General features: G+C 60.6%; 25 protein-coding genes. 8 read left to right on the top strand and 17 right to left on the bottom strand.

The window, feature by feature from the left end:
• Positions 1-112: 112 nt before the first annotated feature.
• From OHL14_RS09150 to hisI, 14 genes are all read right to left on the bottom strand, one after another.
• The gene (locus OHL14_RS09150; RefSeq protein WP_263379033.1) at positions 113-688 is read right to left on the bottom strand and encodes a biliverdin-producing heme oxygenase; all 576 of its coding nucleotides are present in this window, start codon (positions 686-688) and stop codon (positions 113-115) included.
• Positions 689-739: 51 nt separating this feature from the next.
• Positions 740-2053, bottom strand: coding sequence for an MFS transporter (locus OHL14_RS09145; protein WP_263379032.1), 1314 nt, complete (start codon positions 2051-2053; stop codon positions 740-742).
• Between the two features lie 91 nt (positions 2054-2144).
• The gene (hisF, locus tag OHL14_RS09140) at positions 2145-2915 is read right to left on the bottom strand and encodes an imidazole glycerol phosphate synthase subunit HisF (RefSeq protein WP_263379031.1); all 771 of its coding nucleotides are present in this window, start codon (positions 2913-2915) and stop codon (positions 2145-2147) included.
• Positions 2909-3316 (bottom strand): DUF7674 family protein, encoded by a 408-nt coding sequence (locus tag OHL14_RS09135; RefSeq protein WP_263379030.1) that lies wholly within the window; start codon positions 3314-3316, stop codon positions 2909-2911. The genes hisF and OHL14_RS09135 overlap by 7 nt, the downstream gene beginning before the upstream one ends.
• 15 nt (positions 3317-3331) lie before the next feature.
• Entirely contained in the window at positions 3332-3943 is a 612-nt protein-coding gene (hisH, locus tag OHL14_RS09130) for an imidazole glycerol phosphate synthase subunit HisH (protein WP_263379080.1), read from the bottom strand.
• Complete coding sequence (locus OHL14_RS09125; RefSeq protein WP_263379029.1) at positions 3940-4212, bottom strand: hypothetical protein; 273 nt, start codon at positions 4210-4212, stop codon at positions 3940-3942. The genes hisH and OHL14_RS09125 overlap by 4 nt, the downstream gene beginning before the upstream one ends.
• A 35-nt stretch (positions 4213-4247) precedes the next feature.
• Positions 4248-4874, bottom strand: coding sequence for an imidazoleglycerol-phosphate dehydratase HisB (hisB, locus tag OHL14_RS09120; protein ID WP_263379028.1), 627 nt, complete (start codon positions 4872-4874; stop codon positions 4248-4250).
• The gene (locus tag OHL14_RS09115) at positions 4871-5077 is read right to left on the bottom strand and encodes a hypothetical protein (protein ID WP_263379027.1); all 207 of its coding nucleotides are present in this window, start codon (positions 5075-5077) and stop codon (positions 4871-4873) included. Before OHL14_RS09115 ends, hisB begins: the two co-directional genes overlap by 4 nt.
• Positions 5074-5268, bottom strand: coding sequence for a hypothetical protein (locus OHL14_RS09110; protein WP_263379026.1), 195 nt, complete (start codon positions 5266-5268; stop codon positions 5074-5076). Before OHL14_RS09110 ends, OHL14_RS09115 begins: the two co-directional genes overlap by 4 nt.
• Positions 5265-6470, bottom strand: a complete 1206-nt coding sequence (hisC, locus tag OHL14_RS09105) for a histidinol-phosphate transaminase (protein ID WP_317890404.1) — start codon at positions 6468-6470, stop codon at positions 5265-5267. Before hisC ends, OHL14_RS09110 begins: the two co-directional genes overlap by 4 nt.
• Positions 6467-7741 carry a histidinol dehydrogenase gene (hisD, locus tag OHL14_RS09100; protein WP_263379025.1) on the bottom strand — a complete coding sequence of 425 codons (1275 nt, stop codon included), beginning with the start codon at positions 7739-7741 and terminating at the stop codon, positions 6467-6469. Before hisD ends, hisC begins: the two co-directional genes overlap by 4 nt.
• On the bottom strand, positions 7741-8136 hold the full coding sequence (locus OHL14_RS09095) for a hypothetical protein (protein WP_263379024.1): 396 nt from the start codon (positions 8134-8136) through the stop codon (positions 7741-7743). Before OHL14_RS09095 ends, hisD begins: the two co-directional genes overlap by 1 nt.
• Positions 8137-8160: 24 nt before the next feature.
• Positions 8161-9036: an ATP phosphoribosyltransferase gene (hisG, locus tag OHL14_RS09090; RefSeq protein ID WP_263379023.1), complete on the bottom strand. Its 876-nt coding sequence runs from the start codon at positions 9034-9036 to the stop codon at positions 8161-8163.
• An 81-nt stretch (positions 9037-9117) separates the two neighbouring features.
• Positions 9118-9447, bottom strand: coding sequence for a phosphoribosyl-AMP cyclohydrolase (gene hisI / locus OHL14_RS09085; protein WP_263379022.1), 330 nt, complete (start codon positions 9445-9447; stop codon positions 9118-9120).
• A 378-nt stretch (positions 9448-9825) separates the two neighbouring features.
• On the opposite strand from hisI, the gene OHL14_RS09080 reads away from it, so the two are divergent.
• A complete protein-coding gene (locus OHL14_RS09080; RefSeq protein ID WP_263379021.1) occupies positions 9826-10089 on the top strand; it encodes a hypothetical protein in 264 nt (87 codons plus the stop codon).
• 4 nt (positions 10090-10093) lie between these two features.
• Here OHL14_RS09080 and OHL14_RS09075 read toward each other — a convergent pair whose 3' ends face one another.
• Together OHL14_RS09075 and OHL14_RS09070 are read right to left on the bottom strand one after the other, a co-directional pair.
• Complete coding sequence (locus tag OHL14_RS09075; protein WP_263379020.1) at positions 10094-10726, bottom strand: carbonic anhydrase; 633 nt, start codon at positions 10724-10726, stop codon at positions 10094-10096.
• Between the two features lie 33 nt (positions 10727-10759).
• Entirely contained in the window at positions 10760-11332 is a 573-nt protein-coding gene (locus OHL14_RS09070; protein ID WP_263379019.1) for a thioredoxin family protein, read from the bottom strand.
• Between the two features lie 91 nt (positions 11333-11423).
• On the opposite strand from OHL14_RS09070, the gene OHL14_RS09065 reads away from it, so the two are divergent.
• The 6 genes from OHL14_RS09065 (at position 11424) to OHL14_RS09040 (ending at position 16779) form a co-directional block, all read left to right on the top strand.
• Complete coding sequence (locus OHL14_RS09065) at positions 11424-11972, top strand: D-glycero-alpha-D-manno-heptose-1,7-bisphosphate 7-phosphatase (protein WP_263379018.1); 549 nt, start codon at positions 11424-11426, stop codon at positions 11970-11972.
• A 9-nt stretch (positions 11973-11981) separates the two neighbouring features.
• On the top strand, positions 11982-12293 hold the full coding sequence (locus tag OHL14_RS09060; protein WP_263379017.1) for a DUF721 domain-containing protein: 312 nt from the start codon (positions 11982-11984) through the stop codon (positions 12291-12293).
• Between the two features lie 65 nt (positions 12294-12358).
• Complete coding sequence (gene gatC / locus OHL14_RS09055) at positions 12359-12688, top strand: Asp-tRNA(Asn)/Glu-tRNA(Gln) amidotransferase subunit GatC (protein ID WP_263379016.1); 330 nt, start codon at positions 12359-12361, stop codon at positions 12686-12688.
• Positions 12689-12804: 116 nt separating this feature from the next.
• Positions 12805-14283 (top strand): Asp-tRNA(Asn)/Glu-tRNA(Gln) amidotransferase subunit GatA, encoded by a 1479-nt coding sequence (gene gatA, locus OHL14_RS09050; RefSeq protein WP_263379015.1) that lies wholly within the window; start codon positions 12805-12807, stop codon positions 14281-14283.
• A gap of 19 nt (positions 14284-14302) precedes the next feature.
• Positions 14303-16363 carry a TonB-dependent receptor gene (locus OHL14_RS09045; protein ID WP_263379014.1) on the top strand — a complete coding sequence of 687 codons (2061 nt, stop codon included), beginning with the start codon at positions 14303-14305 and terminating at the stop codon, positions 16361-16363.
• Positions 16364-16479: 116 nt separating this feature from the next.
• The gene (locus tag OHL14_RS09040) at positions 16480-16779 is read left to right on the top strand and encodes a hypothetical protein (protein WP_263379013.1); all 300 of its coding nucleotides are present in this window, start codon (positions 16480-16482) and stop codon (positions 16777-16779) included.
• Between the two features lie 69 nt (positions 16780-16848).
• Here the strand turns inward: OHL14_RS09040 and OHL14_RS09035 are convergent, their stop codons facing one another.
• A complete protein-coding gene (locus tag OHL14_RS09035; RefSeq protein ID WP_263379012.1) occupies positions 16849-17478 on the bottom strand; it encodes an FmdE family protein in 630 nt (209 codons plus the stop codon).
• An 81-nt stretch (positions 17479-17559) separates the two neighbouring features.
• Here OHL14_RS09035 and OHL14_RS09030 point away from each other — a divergent pair, with 81 nt between their 5' ends.
• Positions 17560-19206, top strand: a complete 1647-nt coding sequence (locus OHL14_RS09030; RefSeq protein ID WP_263379011.1) for a rhamnogalacturonidase — start codon at positions 17560-17562, stop codon at positions 19204-19206.
• Positions 19207-19333 lie beyond the last annotated feature (127 nt).

The raw sequence follows: 19333 nt of genomic DNA, 5'->3' as shown, positions 1-19333 counted from the left end.
CCACCCTCTTAAACACTCTTCGCAGCTCGTTGCGGAGCTGCCTTATATTTCTACCTGCAAGTAGGATGCAAGGAATACAGACAGCGTTCGGAAACTCAGGAATTTCCCACCATTAGGCAGTCATGCCCTCACGAAATACCTCGAACATCGCCTTCGCTGCCGCGATTACGCTGTCAGCCTGTTCCTCCGGCACCTCGCCGAGCACCCCCTTGAACGCGCGCCACATCTCGCCGGTGTGCTCCCCGTAGCCGCGAAAGTACGCATCCCCCTTGCCTTGTGCCAGCCCCAGCACCTCTTCGAGATGCCGCGCAATATACTGGCCGCCCAGCGTCGACCCTTCCATCACATACATCGCTCCCAGAAAGCTCGCGCGATACGTCGGTGCGCCGCTTTCAAGTCCCGGCACGGACTCGGCAGGGAAGACCCTGGCATCATCGCCAGCCGTCGCATTCAGCACCTTGAGATCCTGTGCTATCAGCCCGGCACGTTGCCGTCCCTGTATGGTCTCGGTTAAATCTGCCGGAGCGTTCGCCAGCGCAAACTGCTCCCAGCTCCGCACCACGGGATACAGCTTCCGCAGCACGTCCACATACTGCTCCTGGCTCAACTCCGCCTGCATCAGCGGCATCACGCTCTCGGTTGATTCGTGCTCCGCGCGTGTCTCAGCTCTCAATCTTTCAAGGTTCATAGCTTTCAGTATCCAATATCTCGGTCAGCTCTGGAACTCACGGACGGTAACTCACTCTCCGGTAAGATGCACGCCGCGATCCGGCAGGGCACCCTTGCGAGCAGCGGGCCGCCACCACATCATCAGCGCAGCCATCACCACGCAAGCCAGCAGGCTCAGCCCGCCATCGAATAGGTACATCCCCGACACACCATGCGGCAGCCAGGGCAGCAGAGGATGTCCGCTGTAGGCGCGGCCATCCAGCACACCCATGTACACAATCGGCAGCACCGTCGCCGCCGTCAGCAGACCGAACTGCGTACCCGCCAGCGGATTCTCCTCACCGATCACGTTGAAGCAGATTGCCACCGCTGCGGTAAAGCAGATCGCCTGCACCATGTTCTCGCCAACGAAGGCGATCGCAAACGTCAGCGGTGTGCGCGGCAGCACCAGCAGCACCAGCGTAAACACCGCACCTACCGTGCCGAGCAGCAGATATAGAGGTAACGCTTTCACCCGCCGCGCCAGTACCGGTAGCAGCAGGCAGCTTGCTGCACCTGCTACCGATAGCCCGATGCCACCGATACGCGACACGAAAGCATCGCTCGCATGGAACTCGGCAGCCACGCCGCCCAGTGCATTGCTCAGCGCGCAACTTCCCGTCGGCACTACGAACAGCATTAGAGTCAGCCAGACCTCCCGACCGCGCAGCGTAGCTTTCACTTCGCCAAAGAACTGGCGGAAGCCATCACCCAGCGAACGGCCGTCTTCTCCTAGCTCGCGCTGACCGACCAGCGGTATCCACGGAAACACCGCCGCAGGCAGCATCACCATGGCTCCCAAGAGCGGTGCAATCACAGCAGCAGGCAGTTTTCGCATTCCCTCGCCCGCAACAATCGCCATCAACCCATTGCCAAGAAAGACGCCCACCTGCGTCCATGAGCTGAGCCAGGCACCCTCATGGTTCGCATCATCGCCAGCGCGCTCCGCCAGCACTGGCACCACGCCGGCAAGCCAGCCGCCCAGGGCATTCGAGCTGAGCGCCGCCGCAGCGTAACCCACAATAAGAGCTGTCTCCAGCACCGCCAGATGCGAGCGAAACAGCACGGCGACCGTCATCCCGACACCTGCCAGCACCGCAAACAGAGTCGCCCACCATCGACGGCTGAACCGGAAATCCAGCAGCGGCCCCAGAGCAAACACCCAGAATCCAGGCAGCAAACAAGCCCCGCTGATCGCCGCGATCTTCCACTCAGGCACACCCTGCGCCGCCAGCATCTGCGGCAGCGGCAGCACCATAAAGCCGCCCATAAATCCGAACGTAGCGTTCGAAAGCCCCATCAGCCAGACGGGTGCCCATCGCTTTTCTGCGGAAGATGACGGCATCGCCACAGTGTAACCCTAACCTCTGGGTGCCCCATCTTCGCGACGACCTCATCATCGCTAAGGTGGGATGGAGGAGGCTTGCGCTACCACTCTAGCAAGGCAGCCGCATCGCCACGCCCGCCGCCGCGACCTCCGCCTTCAGCGCACGCGAATCCGTCACGCCAAAGTGGAAGATGCTCGCCGCCAGCGCCGCATCCGCCTTACCCAGCTTGAAGACTTCCGCAAAGTGCGCAGCGCTGCCAGCGCCACCACTCGCGATCACCGGAATCTGCACAGCCTCGCTCACCGCGCGCGTCAGCTCGCAATCGAATCCATTGCGCATCCCATCCGTATCCATCGAGGTCAACAGAATCTCGCCCGCCCCGCGCTGCTCCGCCTCGCGCGCCCACTCCACTACATTCCGCCCGGTCGGCTTGCGCCCGCCACTGACATACACCTCGGCATCGCTCACACCGTTCGGGCCGCGCCGAGCATCGATCGCCACGATCACCGCCTGCGCCCCGAAGCTCGAACCAATCTCCCCAATCAACTCCGGCCGCGCAATCGCCGAGCTGTTGATAGAGACCTTGTCCGCGCCCGCAGTGAACACAGCCTCCGCATCTTCGGCTGAGCGAATGCCACCGCCGACCGTGAACGGTACAAACAACTTCTCCGCCGTGCGCCTCACCGTATCGATCAGCGTGCCGCGACCCTCATGCGTCGCGGTAATGTCGAGCAGCACGATCTCATCCGCACCCGCCGCCGCATGGCGATGCGCCAGCTCCGCCGGATCGCCCGCATCGACGATATCGACGAACTGAATCCCCTTCACCACTCGGCCGCCGCGAACATCCAGGCAGGCAATCACTCGTTTCGTCAGCATGGCAACCCCTTTAGCATTCGTCTTTGTGTTGCCAGTCCGGGTACATAATTACAAACTCGTTTCGTCTCTTCTCCGAGAAGAGATGCGATAACACTTTCTCCGCAAACAAATTCCAACCACTCGCCTATCTCAACGCCAATCAGATTCTCAAGTGCCAAGTCTTGTCGTGAATCCGCAGATATCTGCTCAAGGAAGTTGCAACCCTGTCGCAGCGTTTCTTTATCGCCACGAGCAATTGCGGATTCAAGAAAAGGAACCAGAAGCGATCCAAATATGACGTAAGCAAGATCGAGATTATCCTCAATCATCCCGAGGTGCTGCTCCTCATCGAAGATGATGAGCGCGGGGAGTTGGATCAGCATCTCCTTCACGACATTTTCATATCTGATCACCGTCTGCATTCTTCTCGCTTGACTCTATAACTCCAGAAAATTATTCAACACCTTCAGCCCGGTCTCCGCACTTTTCTCCGGATGAAACTGCACGCCCATCACATTGCCGCGCTCCACGGCTCCGGTAAACGCGCCGCCATACAGCGTGCTCGCCGCCGTGTCCGCACTCACCGGAGCACGCCAGCTATGCGTGTAGTACACAAAGCTCCCCGGCTTCACGCCGCGCAGCAGCCGCGAATCCGCCCGCACCTCTTCGAGAGAGTTCCACCCCACATGCGGGGACTTCAACTCCTCGCCTTCATACACAGCAGGGAACCGCTCACACTGCCCAGCAAAGTGCCCCAGCCCAGCTGTCCCCGGAGCCTCCGTCGACCCCTCATATAGCCACTGCAAGCCAACACAGATGCCGAGGAATGGTGTACCCTTCGCTACGGCTTCGCGCGTCGCCTGCGTCAGCCGCAGGTCCTCCAGCAGCTGCGTAGCCTGAAAGTGCCCCACACCCGGCAGCACAATCTTGTCTGCCTTCAGCACATCCTCATGCGACTGCGTGACGACAACATCGTCCGCACCGAGAAAGCGCAGTGCCTTGACGACGCTTGTAAGATTGCCCGCTTTATAGTCGATGACAGCGATCACATTCCCACCGCCATAAACGACCATAAAAACATTTCAAGAAGTGCAAGCACAATCAGCAAGGCGCGCCTCATGCCTGTTGCGAAGAAACTGAAAGAGAGGGAAATTATCCCTATCAGCACACCCGTCAGTATGAGATCGCCGAAGACGCGATCGGAGAGATTAAATCGTCCCTCAATGTTGAGGGCTAGAATCCAATAAATAGGGTTCAAGCCGACAAGCACCATGCCTGTTAGGGCAACACTCTTTCGCCATTGAGGGGCTTCTTCCATCACGTGACCTCTATGCTCTTTCTTTAGGTTTGGAACTACAGCAAGCCCTTCGTACTCGGCAACAGCTCTTTCATCCGTTCGTCCTTCGAGCACGCACCACGCATCGCCCGAGCGAACGCCTTGAAGATCGCCTCGATCTTGTGATGGTTGTTCCGCCCGTACATCGTCTTCACATGGATGTTGCACTTTGCTCCCCGCGCAAAGCCATCGAAGAAGTCCGGCACCAGTTCCGTTACCAGGTCGCCCACCAGCGGGGCTGTCAACTGATCGTCGACCACGCAGGCCACGCGCCCCGATAGATCGACAGCACACACAGCGAGCGTCTCATCCATCGTCATCACAAAGTAGCCCGCGCGCAGAATCCCGCGCTTGTCGCCAAGCGCCTCGGCAAAGGCCTCTCCCAGCGCGATGCCCACATCTTCCACTGTGTGGTGCTGGTCTACGTCGAGATCGCCCACGCACTTCAGCGTCAGGTCGAAACCGCCATGCTTGGCAAAGCTCTCCAGCATGTGATCGAAGAAACGGATGCCCGTCGACACGGTGTACGTGCCCATGCCATCCACATTCAACCGCAGCGAGATCTTCGTCTCCAGCGTGTTCCGCTCAATCGTCCCAACGCGTCCGGTCTCGGTCGCCACTGCCTCATTCAATCCATTGCTCATCGTCCACTCCGCCTGTACTTCAAAAATTCTTTGACCGTGTAGGTAGTCAGCAATGCCATTGCCGCCACATAGAAAGCCACCATCTCAGGAAAGTAACTCGTCCCCTGGCTATGCTTCATCAGCAGCATAAACGGCATGTTCAGCGTGCAGATGCACACCGCCAGCACTGCGATCTTCTTCCGTTGCGGATCGATCTCGTTCATCGCCGCCCCCGCTTCAACTGCACCATCTTCGTCACCACGTACACCAGCAGGACTGCCATCGCCAGCGCAAAACCCACAACCAGTCCCTTCAAAAACGCACCATGCAGATGCAGAGAGATCATCACCGCTGCCAGCGCCACCCACGGCACCGTCAGCGTCAGCAACATGATCTTCCTGCGCTCCGACATCATCTGGCTCGACCTTCTTCCGGCGTCCACTGCATCTCTTCCAGCACCGTCTCCAGCGCCGCAATCCCGCGCGTTACCTGCTCTTCCACGCCGATCGTGATCCGCACATACCCTTCGCATCCCGGATCGCCCGAGCGGTCGCGCAGCAGCACGCCATGGGCATGCATCCGCGTGCAAAGTTCCTTGTGGCGCGCGCCGATATCCAGCAGTACGAAGTTCGCCGCACTCGGCCACGTCCGCACGTTCAGCGCCTGCAGAGCCGCCTGCACGCGCTCACGGCCTGCATGCACCTGCTCCACATACCAGTTCAGATATTCATCGTCCGCCAGCGCACCCGGCAGCACCGCCAGCGCCACACCATTCACGTTGTATGGCGAGGCCACCTTGCGCACATATCCAATCAGCCGAGCATCGCCAGCCAGCATGCCGATGCGCAGGTTTGCCAGCCCATACGCCTTCGAAAACGTCCGCGCGACAATCAAATTAGGCACCTCGTCCACGTCGCCCAGCGTCGATTCACCAAAGAAGTGGAAGTACGCTTCATCCACCATCATCACGGCCTGCGGAGCAGCCTTCGCAATCGCAAGCAGCTGCTCGCGGCTCACCGTTGAACCCGTCGGATTATTCGGGCTTGCTACGATGATCAGCTTGGTCTTCGGCGTGATCGCCGCCATGAATCGCTCGAACGGAAACTCCATCGAATCGTCCGTCTGGACACGCTTCAACTGGCTCGTCATCAGGCCAATCGAAACGTCGTACATAAAGAACGTCGGCGTACAGATCAGTGCCTCATCGCCCTCGTCGAGAAACGTGCAGGCCATCAAATGGATCGCTTCGTCCACGCCATTCGTCAGCAGCACCTGCTCGGGCGTCAGCCCAAACTTTTTCGCGACGATCTGCTCCACGCCATGCCGCTCGGGATAGATCGTCATCGACTCAGCCGTCAGCGCATGCACCGCCTCAATCACCGCAGGGCTTGGTGCAAACGTGTTCTCGTTGAAGTCCAGTCGTAGTGCATCGCGGCCTGCCAGCGGCGGATGATACTCCGGCATTGCCAGCACCGCGCGACGCGGCTCTGCGCGCATCGCCGCAGGCAGATGGCTCAGGCTGTGCAGAATCTCTGCCTCATCCGGACCACCCACCGCTCGCAACTCCTCCAGCAACGACTGCGGAATGCCCGCAGCAAGTTTCGAAGCAACGCTCATCGCATCCTCACTCTCACGCTCTCCGCGTGGCCGACCAGACCTTCTGCCTCAGCCAGCGCAATTGTATGCGGACCAACCTCGCGCAGGGCAGCCTGCGTGTACTGCTGCACCGTAATCACCTTTACAAAGTCGAGGACGCTGAGCCCACCGCGCACACGACCGTTGCGTCCCGTCGGCAGCACATGGTTCGGCCCGCTGATGTAGTCGCCCATTGACTGCGGCGCATAGTGGCCAATGAAGACGCTGCCCGCATTCTTCACCCAGCGCACGTCTGCGCCGGAATCCACGGTGAGATGTTCTGGAGCCAGTCGGTTCGTCAACGCCTGGGCCTCTGCCGCGCTCTCCGTCACAAAGATGTGGCCCTGCGCCGCCAGCGACTGCTTCGCAATCTCGTTGCCTGCAGCCTGCTTCTCGACCTCCGCAGCCACAGCCTCCGCCAACGCCGTCTGCGATGTAATCAATACAGCCAGCGCCTCCGGATCATGCTCAGCCTGCGCTACCATATCCGCCGCAATGCCTGCAGCATCCCCGACCTCGCTCGTCACCACAATCTCCGTCGGCCCCGCCGGCATATCGATGCCCGTCTCCTGCGACACCGCCACCTTCGCCGCCGTTACATAAAGATTTCCCGGCCCGACGATCTTGTCGACTGCGCCAATCGTCTCGGTGCCGTAAGCCATCGCGGCGACAGCCTGCGCCCCGCCCACGCGATACACCTCGACCACGCCCGCAGCCTCATGCGTTGCAATCCACGCAGCCGCCAGCGTCTCGCGCGCTGGCTTCGGCGAGCACACCACGATGCGCTCCACACCCGCCACCTGCGCCGGAGTCACTGTCATCAGCAGCGTGCTTGGCAGCGGATACCTTCCGCCCGGCACATAGCAGCCTACGCTGCCCAGCGGTCGAATGATCTGCCCAACCTCCATCCCTTCGCTCGGCCGAAAGCTCCACGCACGCGGCAGCTGCTTCTCTGCAAACGCGCGGATGTTCGCCTGCGCCAGCCGCATCGCCGCCTTCAACTCTTCGCTGGTCTCGTCCCACGCCGCCTGCATCTCTTCGCGGCTTACCAGCAGAGGCGTCTCATCGCCCAGTCCATCGAACTTCGCCGAGTACGAACGAACAGCCTGGTCGCCACGCGCGCGCACATCTGCCAGAATCTCCTGCACCACGCCATCGACCTTCGCCGTGTTCGTGGCGCCGCGCTGCTCCAGCTGCACAATCGCAGCCTCGGCTGCCGCCGCTGTTTCGCCGAACGTCTGCACAATCTTCATCACATCCCCTGCTTCTTCATCATGCGACGCTGCTCCCGCGAACCCGTCAGCACCACGCGCTTCATCGCATCAGGCCCGGCCGGATAGATTTTCTTCGGGTCCTTCGTGTCAACGACCACCGGCAGCATCACGCCCGGAGCCACATTCTGCCCAGCTGCAATCCGGCTGCTCAGCGAAACCTCGCGTCGCTCACCGCCCGGCTGCTGCACCCACATCTTGATCTTCATCACCGGCGATGGCTTGCCAAACACCTTCACCGGCTCCAGCGAGATCACCGTGGCATACAGCACCAGGCCGTCCTTCTGTGCCTTCTGCTCACGCGAACGCTGTAGCAGAAACCGCACCAGCGGCACCATCGCAGCCAAAATCAGAATGACTAGAAACGCAATCTTCATCGCCTTAACCTCTTCGTTCGAAACTTACAGAACAACCTTGCTCAGCGGATACTCCACAATGCCCGCGCCGCCCGCAGCCTTCAGCTTCGGAATCACGTCGCGCACCGTATGGCTCTCGAGAATCGTATTCAGCGCGACCCACTCCTTATCGCGAAGCTCGCTGATCGTCGGCGAATTCAGCGCAGGCAGCACGCTCAGCACCTGGTCCAGGTCCGCGCGCTTCACATTCAGCATCAGGCCCACCTGGTTCTGAGCATCCATCGCGCCGTTCAGCATCAGGCTCAGCGTCTCAATCTTGCTGCGCTTCCAATCGTCCGCCCAGGCCTTCCTGTTCGCGATGAACTGCGTCTCGCTCTCCATCAGCGTCTCGATGATCCGCAGCCGATTCGCCCGCAGGCTCGATCCCGTCTCCGTTACCTCGACGATCGCATCGGCCAGCGTCGGCGGCTTCACTTCCGTCGCACCCCAGCTGAACTCCACCTTCACCGGGATATTCTTCTCCGCAAAGTAGCGCTTCGAATACTCCACCAGCTCCGTCGCGATCGTCTTGCCGGCCAGGTCTTCGGGCTTCTGGTAAGGAGAATCCTCCGGAACCGCCAGCACCCACTTCACCTTCGTCCGGCTCGCCTTCGAATACGTCAGCGCCGTCACGCGCTCCACGTCGCTCTGGTTCTCGAGAATCCAGTCATTCCCGGTCAGCCCGGCATCGAGCGCGCCATGCTCCACATACCGCGCCATCTCCTGCGCACGCACCAGCATGCACTCGATCTCCACATCGTCGATCGTCGGAAAGTAGCTCCGTCCACTCGCATAGATCCGCCAGCCCGCACGCTCAAATAACGCAATCGTCGCGTCCTGCAAACTGCCCTTCGGAATTCCCAGTTTCAGCTTCTTTGCCATACTTTTCGTTCTCCGTTTTCTGTTGTCAGTTCTCAGTAGGTCGCTCCGTTCTGACAACTGAGAACGGACAACTGACAACTCCTAAACAATCGGCTTCGTAAAGCAGCTCACCGTGCCCTCGTGGCACACCAGCCCATCGCCTTCGACCACCACCTTGAACAGCAGCGCGTCGTTATCGCAATCCGTCGCCATCTCGACCACCTTCAGTCGATTGCCGCTCGTCTCACCCTTCATCCACAGCTTGCTCCGCGTGCGCGACCAGAACGTGACAAACCCGGTCTCCAGTGTCTTGGCATAGCTCTGCTCGTTCAGGAACCCAAGCATCAACACCTGCCCCGTACCTGCATCCTGCACAATCCCGGCGACCATGCCGCCGTCCTTCGCAAAGTTGATCTCTACCGCGTCTGCCATCGTCACTCCCCTTCGGTCTCTCTCAGTTGTCGCCATACGCGCAGTACCCGCACACAGAAAAGCCCGCTCGCGGTATGCGCGTCAGCGGGCTTTGGTTCTTCTTGAATCCTGTTGGGCGTTCTCTCTTGCTTACTTCGCCACACCGGACACAGCCGCCGACGCATTGTTTGCGTGGTGATGGTGGTGCCCATGATGATGACGCAGAGTGCTCATTGCTTTTAAAACTATGCGGCCAGCCCCTGAAAGTCAAACGAGAGTCAGGTTACAAAACCGAGCCAATCCTTTCGCCCCACGCAAATCGCACACTTCCGCCGCTTGCCGCGCTACACGCTTCCGGCATCTTCTCAAGAGACGGCAACCAGCCGTGGAGACATTATCATGACTGACTATCGCGTTCAGCCCGGCCAGGCTAAAGAAGACCAGGTCACCGCAGCCATTGAGCAGTACACAGCCACCGTGCCGTCGAGCGCTTTCCTGGGGCTAGCCATCGCTTCGATCGCAGCTTCCATCACGGTCAATGCCATTCAGAAAGAAAAGGCGAATCCGGCCCTGTTCATCGGCCAGTGGGTCGCACCGTTCCTGCTCCTCGGTATCTACAACAAGATGGTCAAGCAGCACGGCTCGGACGCTTCCAGCAAGTAACTTGTTACTTAGCGATACGCGTAAACGTGTGGCTGCCGTCGGCGGCCACACGCACTACCCCTGTTCCAATCTCATACACCCAGCCCGAAAGCGTCAGATCCCCCGTCGCCATCGCCGCAGCCACGGATGGGTGGGTTTTCAGGTGTTGTAGCTGCAGCAGCACATTCTGCTCCGTCAGCTCTTCGATCAACGACGTCCCGCTTAGCCTCTCGTGCAGCGTCTCCGCCACACTCAGAGCGGCATGAGCATTCTTCAGCCAGCTCTTGACCGTCGGCATCTTGGCCACGGAGTCCGGCGTCAGCAGCGCCTTCATCGCGCCGCAGTCGGAATGTCCGCACACCACAATGTGCTTCACGCCCAGACCGCTTACCGCAAACTCAATCACCGCGCTCACACCGCCCAGCATCTCGCCATACGCCGGCACCATGTTGCCGATATTGCGGGTCACAAACACCTCGCCAGGGCCGGTCTGCGTAATCTCGTTCGGGTCGATGCGAGAATCGGCACACGTAATGAACAGCGTATCCGGCCGCTGCGGCTCGCTCTCGGCCTGCGTATACATCTCCGCGCGGGCCGGATAGATCTCCGTTTGAAACCGCCGCACACCATCCTTCAAACTCTCAAGAACGTCAGTCACAGTCGTCTCTTCGTCTTTCCTATCGTCCGGTTGCTACTGCTTCCACTTGATATTGCAGCCGATGCTGTTCTTCTGCTCTGCTGTGGGCTTCTCACCGGCAACCACCGCATCCATCGCGGCACGAAGATCGTTGCCCGTCAGCGGCACATCGTTGCCAAAATCACCTCGCCGAGGTCGGCTCTCGTCCAGCTGCCCGCGATACACCAGCTTCATTTCCTGATCGAACAGGAAGAAGTCCGGCGTGCAGGCAGCCTCATACTCACGGGCCACCTCCTGCGTCTCGTCCAGCAGGTAAGGGAAGTTCCAGCCGTTCTTTTCGACCTGTTCCGTCATTTGCTCCGGCCCATCCTGCGGATACTCCACCAGGTCGTTCGAATTGATTGCCACCACGCCAATCCTGCCCGCGTAGTCCCTCCCAATGCGTCCCAGCTCCGCCTCCACATGCTTCACGTACGGGCAGTGCGGACACACAAACATCACCAGCAGACCCTTGGTGTCGGCCGCCACATCATCCCGACCGACGGCCCTGCCACTCACCACATCGGTCAGCTCAAACGCAGGCGCCACCGTCCCCAGCTCCACCATCTTCGACTCTGTCCTGGACATCGCGTACCTCCACTCACCCTCCATCATAACCATCCTCTATCAACAAACACTCTCCTCCCTCCACTCTCCTCTAACCCCCTAAAATAAGACCGTGCCCACCCCAGCCCTCTTCCTCGACCGTGACGGCGTCATCAACGAGGAGACCCACTACCTCTACCGCATCGAAGACGTGCAATGGGTGCCCGGCATCTTCTCACTCTGCCGCCACGCCACTGAACTCGGCTATAAGCTCGTCGTCGTCACCAACCAGGCTGGCATTGGCCGCGGCATCTACACCCAGGCCGACTTCGACACCCTCACCGCCTGGATTCATGCCGAGTTCGCCTCCCGCAAAACTCCCCTGGCCGCCACCTACCACTGCCCCTACCACCCCCAGGGTCTCGGCGAATACCAGCGCGAACACGAAGATCGCAAACCTTCCCCCGGCATGATCCTGCGCGCCGCCCGCGATCTTGATCTGGACTTGTCCCAATCACTTCTCATCGGCGACCGCTGCACCGACATAGCTGCCGCCAACGCCGCAGGTCTGCGACAGGCATTCCTGCTCAGTGGCACCGAGCCCACCCCCTGCCCCGGCAACTTCCAGCTCATCCACTCCCTGAGCGAAGTCCTTCCTCACCTCATCGCCCGGAACGCATAAAGTAGGCCTATGCAACGAATGCGCGACATCCTTCGAGATTCCCTGGGCCGCAGCCTCCGCGAGCTCACCGACGAAGATCGTCTCGCCGCCGCCTGGCCCGTCGCCTGCGGCCACGCCCTCGCTGAACATGGGGAACTCCTCCAGCTAGATGGGGATCGCATCCTGCACGTTCGCGTCGATGGCTCCGCCTGGATGCAGCAGTTTCTGCACATGCGCTCGGCCCTCTCGAACGATCTCGGCCGCATTGCCAACGTCCGCCTGCAGGCCATTCAGTTCCATGAGGCCGGCACCCGCCGCCCGTTTCCTAAGCCTGCTCGCTGAGTTTGCCGCCAGCTACAATAGGAATGCCGCAAGAACCCTCTTGCCCATAGTTATTAGGAGTCAGCATGTCGAACCAGAACTCTGCCGTATCGCTTGAAGACGTTCGCCACGTCGCCGACCTCGCCAACCTCGAGCTCACCGCCGAAGAGTTGCCGCGCATGGCGCACGATCTCAACGCGATCCTCGGCCACATCGCGCAGCTCAGCGAGCTCGACACCTCGCAGGTCGAGCCAATGGCACAAGTCGCCGAAGCCCTCGGCATCGCCCCCGCGACAGCTGGTGAAACGCTTCGCCCCGACGTTGTAAAACCCTCGGTCGATCGTGCCGCCGTGATGTCGCAGGCCCCCGAAAGCGACGGCCGCTTCTTCAAGGTCCCCAAGGTCATCGAGCGCTAACCTTGCTAGACCGCAGTCCTCTACTTTTGTCATTCCGTAGCGCAGCGTAGGAATCTGCATCTCAAACTCGCGACGCTGCAAGCCGACAGGCACCACTCTCAAGGAACTACTGAACGATGCCCGAATCACCGAACGCTCTCAAGTCGACCGTGAACAACGATCTCTCCACCCTCACGCTGGCCGAAGCCCGCGCTGCCGTGGTCAGCGGAACGACCTCCGCGACCGCCCTCGCCGAGCGCTACTACGAGCGCATCGCCGCCGTTGATCCTGAGATCAACAGCTACCTCGCGCTCACCAAAGATCGCGCTCTCGCCCAGGCAGCCAGCGTCGATGCCGCCGTAAAGTCCGGCGCTCCGCTCGGCCCGCTCGCAGGCGTTCCCATCGGCATCAAGGATGTCCTCACGCTCAAAGGAGCACCCGCAACCGCCGCATCGAAGATCCTCAATGGCTATCACCCGCCCTATGACGCAACCGCTGTAGCTAAGCTCGAGGCCGCAGGCGCTGTCCTGCTCGGCAAGCTGAACTGCGACGAGTTCGCAATGGGCGGCTCGAACGAGAACTCAGCCTATGGCCCGGTCCACAACCCGCGCTCGCTCGACCGCGTTCCCGGCGGCTCATCCGGCGGCTCGGCGGCCGCAGTCGCCGCTGGCCTTTGCGCCGCCTCGCTCGGTACAGACACAGGCGGCTCCATCCGCCAGCCCGCAGCCTTCTGCGGCGTCGTTGGCGTATTGCCGACGTATGGTCGAGTATCGCGTTATGGGCTGATCGCCTTCGCGTCGTCGCTCGACCGCATCGGACCGTTCGCACACTCAGTCGCTGACGCCGCAACGTTGCTCGAAGTCCTCGCAGGCACGGACACAATGGACTCAACAAGCTCCGCGCAGCCGGTTGGCAGCTATTCCGCAGACCTCGCTAAGCCGGTTGCCGGTCTCCGCATCGGCGTTCCCGAGGAGTACTTCGGCGAAGGTCTCGATCCCGAGATTCGTGCTGCTATCGAGAAGTCTCTCGACGATCTGCGGGCCGCCGGTTGTAGCATCCAAAAGGTCTCGCTGCCGCACACCAGCTACGCTGTGCCCACGTACTACGTTCTGGCAACAGCGGAAGCCAGCTCAAACCTTTCGCGCATGGACGGCGTTCGTTTCGGTCACCGCAGCGCCGAGGCCAACACCCTGGCGAACATGTACCGCAAGTCCCGCGACGAGGCCTTCGGTCCTGAGGTCAAGCGCCGCATCCTGCTCGGCACCTACGTGCTCTCGGCGGGGTACTACGACGCCTACTACCGCAAGGCGCAGCAGGTCCGCACGCTGCTCACCCGCGACTTCCTCACGGTCTTCAACGACGTCGATGCGATCGTCTGCCCGGTTACACCAACCCCCGCCTGGAAGCTCGGCGAAAAGACCGAGGACCCGATCCAGATGTACCTCGAAGACATCTACTCAGTTGCCGCCTCGCTTGCTGGCATCTGCGGTATGAGCGTCCCGTGCGGCACCACGAAGGACGGTCTGCCCATCGGTGTTCAGGTCCTCGGCAAACACTTCGATGAGTCCACGATGCTCCGCGTCGGCGCAGCGATCGAAGCCGCACAGGTCAAGTAAGTATGGCCCTGGAGTTGCGATGAGAGCTGTCACCACGATTCTCGTCGCGCTCCTTGCCGTACATCTGCGCGCGCAACAACCTGCGCCGAAGGCCACTGACACGATCACCGTTAGCGCCGACCGTGGCCTCGCGAGCATCAACGACTCGGCCACCAGCGTCGCCACGCTCTCGCAGCCGCAGATGCAGCAGACTCCGGGCTTTTCCCTGGATGACCGTCTGCATTCCGTCGCAGGCTTCCAGCTCTTCCGTCGCACCAGTTCGTGGTCTGCAAACCCGACCTCGCAGGGCATCAGCCTTCGCGGTCTTGGCAGCACAGCCGCGAGTCGCACCCTGGTCGTCAGCGACGAAGTCCCGCTCAACGATCCCTTTGGAACGTGGATTCATTGGAACGAGATTCCGGCGCTGGCCCTCGATCAGGTAGAACTGCTGCGCGGTGGAGCCTCCGACCTCTACGGTTCCTCCGCGATTGGCGGCGTGATCGATGAGATCCCTGTCGAGCCCAAGCACAAGTTCAACTTCGCAGCCGACGCCTTTGGAGCAACCGAGAACACCGCCAACGGCGATGCTCTCCTCACCACAACAGCCCATTACCTCAGCACACTGTCCGCAGTCAGTGTGCTCTCGACCGGAGGTTACGTTCCGACGGCTCCGTCGCTGCGCGGCTCGGTTGATACCGAATCGAACGTCACCAGCGAAAGCGCGCGTGTGGAGTTGCGCATGCCGATCGTGGCTGGCACGGGAACAGCGAATGGCAACGCAGCGTTCCTGCGCGGCAATGTGATGAACGAGTCGCGAGGCAACGGAACGTTCCTTCAGACCAACGCCGCGCGACTCTGGCGCTACGTCGCCGGAGCCGATCGCTCCGGTGCGTTCGGCAACGCAAGCCTCCGTCTTTACGGCTCGCGCGAAGGCTACCGCCAGGCGTTCTCGTCGGTCGCTGCCGATCGCAACTCAGAGTCGCTCACCAAGCTGCAGCGCGTCCCCACGGATGAGTTTGGCTTTGTCTTGCAGGCCAATAAGTCTCTGCAGCCGAACCTGACCGCCGCAGCGGGCATCGACCTCCGCGACATTCGTGGCACCGACGACGAGACCGCTGTCTCCAGCAATGTTCTCGGTATTACCACCAGCACCAACGCTCGTCAGCGCGAGACCGGTGGCTATCTCGATGCCGTCTGGCTGCCGCGCAAATGGTCGTTGTCTGGCTCGATTCGGGTTGATTCTTTCCGCACCTTCGATGGTCTGCAAACCGCCTCGAGTACGAAGGCGATCACTCCGCAGCCCGAGATCGACGAACTCGTCGCGAGTCCTCATCTCGGCGTCGTGCGTCAGCTCGGTCACGGCTTCTCGCTCACCGGCACCGGCTTCCGCGCCTTTCGCGGCCCGAGTCTGAACGAGCTGTATCGCACCAGCCAGGTCGGCCAGCAGTTGACGCGCGCCAACAACGCTCTGCTCGCCGAACGCGCAACCGGCTTCGAGTTCGGCGGCGATCTGGACGGCAAGTTTGGGCACGTTCGCGCCACGTACTTCTGGACGGAGGTCAACCGCCCCATCTCCGCGGTGCTCCTCGCTCAGACTGCAACCTCGCAGACGCTGCAACGTCAGAACCTCGGTCAGATTCGCAGCGACGGCGTGATGGTGGAGGCGCAGTCCAACCGCTGGCACAACCTCGATGCGACCGCTGGCTATCAGCTTGCCATTGCTACGGTTACCCGTTACAACCCGGTGATTCAACCGACGATTCCGCTCGCGACGCAACTGCTGGCGGGGAAGTGGACGCCGGAGGTTCCCCGCGAATCAGCCACCGCCACGGTCAACTACGCGGCGCCGCGCGTGGTCAATCTTCACCTGCTCACCAGCTATCAGGGACATGAGTTTGACGACTCCGCAAACCAATTCCTGCTGCATCCGTATGCGCGGTTCGATGTATCTGTGGATCGCTCTCTGACGCACGGCCTGTCGATCTTCGCTACGGCGCAGAACCTGTTGAATCGCAGCATCGAAGCGGGCCGTACGCCGATCCTCACGCTGGCTCCGCCGCGCATTGTGCAGGCGGGTCTGCGCTACAGCTTCACGCATTGAGTCGCAGCAGACGCCTTAACCACGGTCGTGCGAAATAGTTGCGCGCAACCCTTTTTGTGAGCTTGCGTTTACTTGAATGCAAGGCGAAAGCAAGAACAGCCTGCAGGAGGCAAGTCATGAAGCTCACCAACGTAACCACGATGCTCAAGGCAAACGCAGTCAAGGTGCTGGCAGCCACCGCTCTCGCCGGCGCACTCTTCACCGCAGCGGCTCCCACAGCTCAGGCGCAGCGCTTCGCCGTCGGCGTTCGTATCGGTGGGCCTGCTTACTATGGCCACGCCTACTACGGCCCTCGCTCTTACGGCCCGCGTTACGTAGCTCCTCCGGTTGTATACGGATACGGCTACCCCGGCTACTACGGCTATCACCGCGACTGGAGCTATGACCACCGCTTCGATCACCGCGGCTGGCGCTAATCGCTAACCCACACGACGTTCGCAGAGGCCGCTCCGATTCCTGGAGCGGCCTCGCCGTTTCTGCGTCATTTACAGCGGCTGGTAATACAGTTTTTCGGAAGCGCAGCCAAAGCAAAGTCGCTTTCCTTCGCGCTCCACAAAGCGGTCGAAGTTCACGCCCTCGCCGCAGCGGGAGCACACCACACGCTGCCCCTTGAAGCCGGGAAACTCGCTTGGTGGCAGCGGCACGCGTACCCACTGTTCGGCAAAGAGCTCTTCGTCCGGCATCTCGCGGTAGGCGTGCATCTGCTGCGCGTTTTTCTCAAGCTCCGGATACAGTTCCTTGGCGCGCGCCTTGGAGCTTTCAAGCGCCACCACCCGCACGCCTTTGTACGCGTCATCTCCGAGCGGCTGGTTCAGGTCGACGAAGGTTGCGGCCATCTTGCCCCAGTCACGCAGCTTCAGCGCGCGCTTGCCGACGCGGCAGGCTGTCACGACCCCGATCGCATCGGTCGCGCACCGGTCGATCTCAACAAACGTCACCAGCCGCTTGCGGTCGGGATTCAGTTCACCGTTCGTGAGTGTGCGTTTGCGCGGGTCATCGATACCCAGTTTCGCCAGTGCGAGCATCGCCATGCGCACCCCGAGAATCTGTCCCGCACAGAGGTGTCCATGGGCGATTTCGGCGTCGTGCAAGAGTTCTTCGAGTCCAGCAGCCATGGCTCTATCGTACGCCGAGCCGGCAGCTTGGTCTGACAGCTATTCCCACCTGTCAGTCCTACCTGTTAGCATCGCCGCACCATGCAACGACGCGACCTGATCAAACTTTCTCCCCTCGCCCTCGCCTCCACGGTTGGCTACGTAGCACTCGGGCAGTCACCTTCTTCTGCTGCGGCTGAAGCCTCCTTCAACGTGCGGACCTACGGCGCAACCGGCGACGGCAAGACGGTAGACTCACCTGCAATTAACCGAGCAATCGAAGCGGTAGCGGCTGCTGGTGGAGGAACGCTGGTGTTCCCGTCAGGGACGTATGTCTGTTTTACACTCCGGTTGAAGAGCTTCGTTTCGCTGCATCTTTCGCAAGGCTGCACCATTCTGGCGGCGGACTCGCCCATGCCCGGAGAGACCACCGGCTATCGCGGCGGAACGTATGACGCGGCGGAGAACAACGATCCGTGGATTCCGTACCAGGACTACGGGCATAACCACTGGAAGAACTCCCTGCTCTATGGAGAAGGTTTGCACGACTTCTCGATCACTGGGCCGGGATTGATTCATGGCAAGGGCCTGAGCAACGGTGCAAAAGGCCAGCGCGGTGGCACCGGTGGTTTTATTGCAGAGCAGCCTGGCGTGGGCAACAAAGCGATCGCGCTCAAGAACTGCCGCAACGTTCTGCTGCGCGACTTCTCGATTTTGAAGGGTGGTCACTTTGCGGTGCTGGCAACGGGCGTTGATAACCTCACCTTCGACAACCTGCTGGTGGATACAGACCGCGATGGCTTTGATATCGATTGCTGCCGTAACGTGCGAGTGTCAAACTGCACAGTGAACTCGCCGTGGGACGATGGCATCTGCCCGAAGTCGAGCTACGCGCTAGGCTATGCGCGACCGACTGAGAATGTCACCATTGCAAACAACTATGTGACCGGAACGTATGAGCTCGGCTCGGTTTATGCCGGTACGTGGAAGAAGTTTGCTGACGATGCAGAGGTGTCCCGGCAGGGCCGCATCAAGTGCGGCACGGAGTCCAACGGCGGCTTCCGCAACATCACCATCACCGGCAATGTGATGGAAGGCTGTAAAGGGTTGTCGCTCGAGAGCTCGGACGGAGCGTTTCTCGAAGACATCGCCATCACCGGCAACACCTTCCGCGACTGTGTGGACGCACCTCTGTTCCTGCGGTTGAACCGTCGCAATCGCAACCCGAAGGAGACGCTGCGACTGGGTACGCTGCGCCGCATCCTCATCTCCGATCTGGTCAGCTACAACTCAGCTTCGTCGACGGCTTCAATGCTGGCGGGTATTCCAGAAAATCTGATCGAAGACGTGAAGATTGCGAACTGCTATTTCGGTCACGTCGGTCTGCCGAAGGAGATGAAGATCGGCTGGGCCGATCACTCCGCGCCAATGCCCGACTGGCACGGCATCAAGGTGCCCGAGAACGAAGAGGCTTATCCCGAATTGCTGCGCATGGGCCCGACGCCAAGCAACGGCTTCTTTATTCGCCATCTGAAGAATCTCGAGATGTCGCATGTGGAGTTCGCGCCGTCGCATCCTGATCCTCGGCCTGCATTCTGGTTGGAGGATGTTCATCGTGCCGATTTCTTCGCGATCACTGCGCCCGTGCAGCCGAACTTCTCACTGCATAGCGTGACCGACTTGCGCATTTTATGGAGCCGCGCTGCGAAGGATACAACGCTGCCAAATGCCGACAGCGAAGTGATCTAAACCAAAATAACAACGCTCTTCCCGTGAAAGGTAGGAGCAAGGCGAGGAATGAAATCCCTTCCTCGCCTTATGGCATTTTAACGGTCTCCGTACGCCCTCTTTACGACCTGATGAGTAACTTTGAAGT

This window comes from Granulicella paludicola, from assembly GCF_025685545.1.
GTDB lineage: Bacteria > Acidobacteriota > Terriglobia > Terriglobales > Acidobacteriaceae > Granulicella > Granulicella paludicola.
The sequence above is the reverse complement of the archived record's forward strand: the minus strand, read 5'-3'. Positions and strand labels throughout refer to the sequence as shown.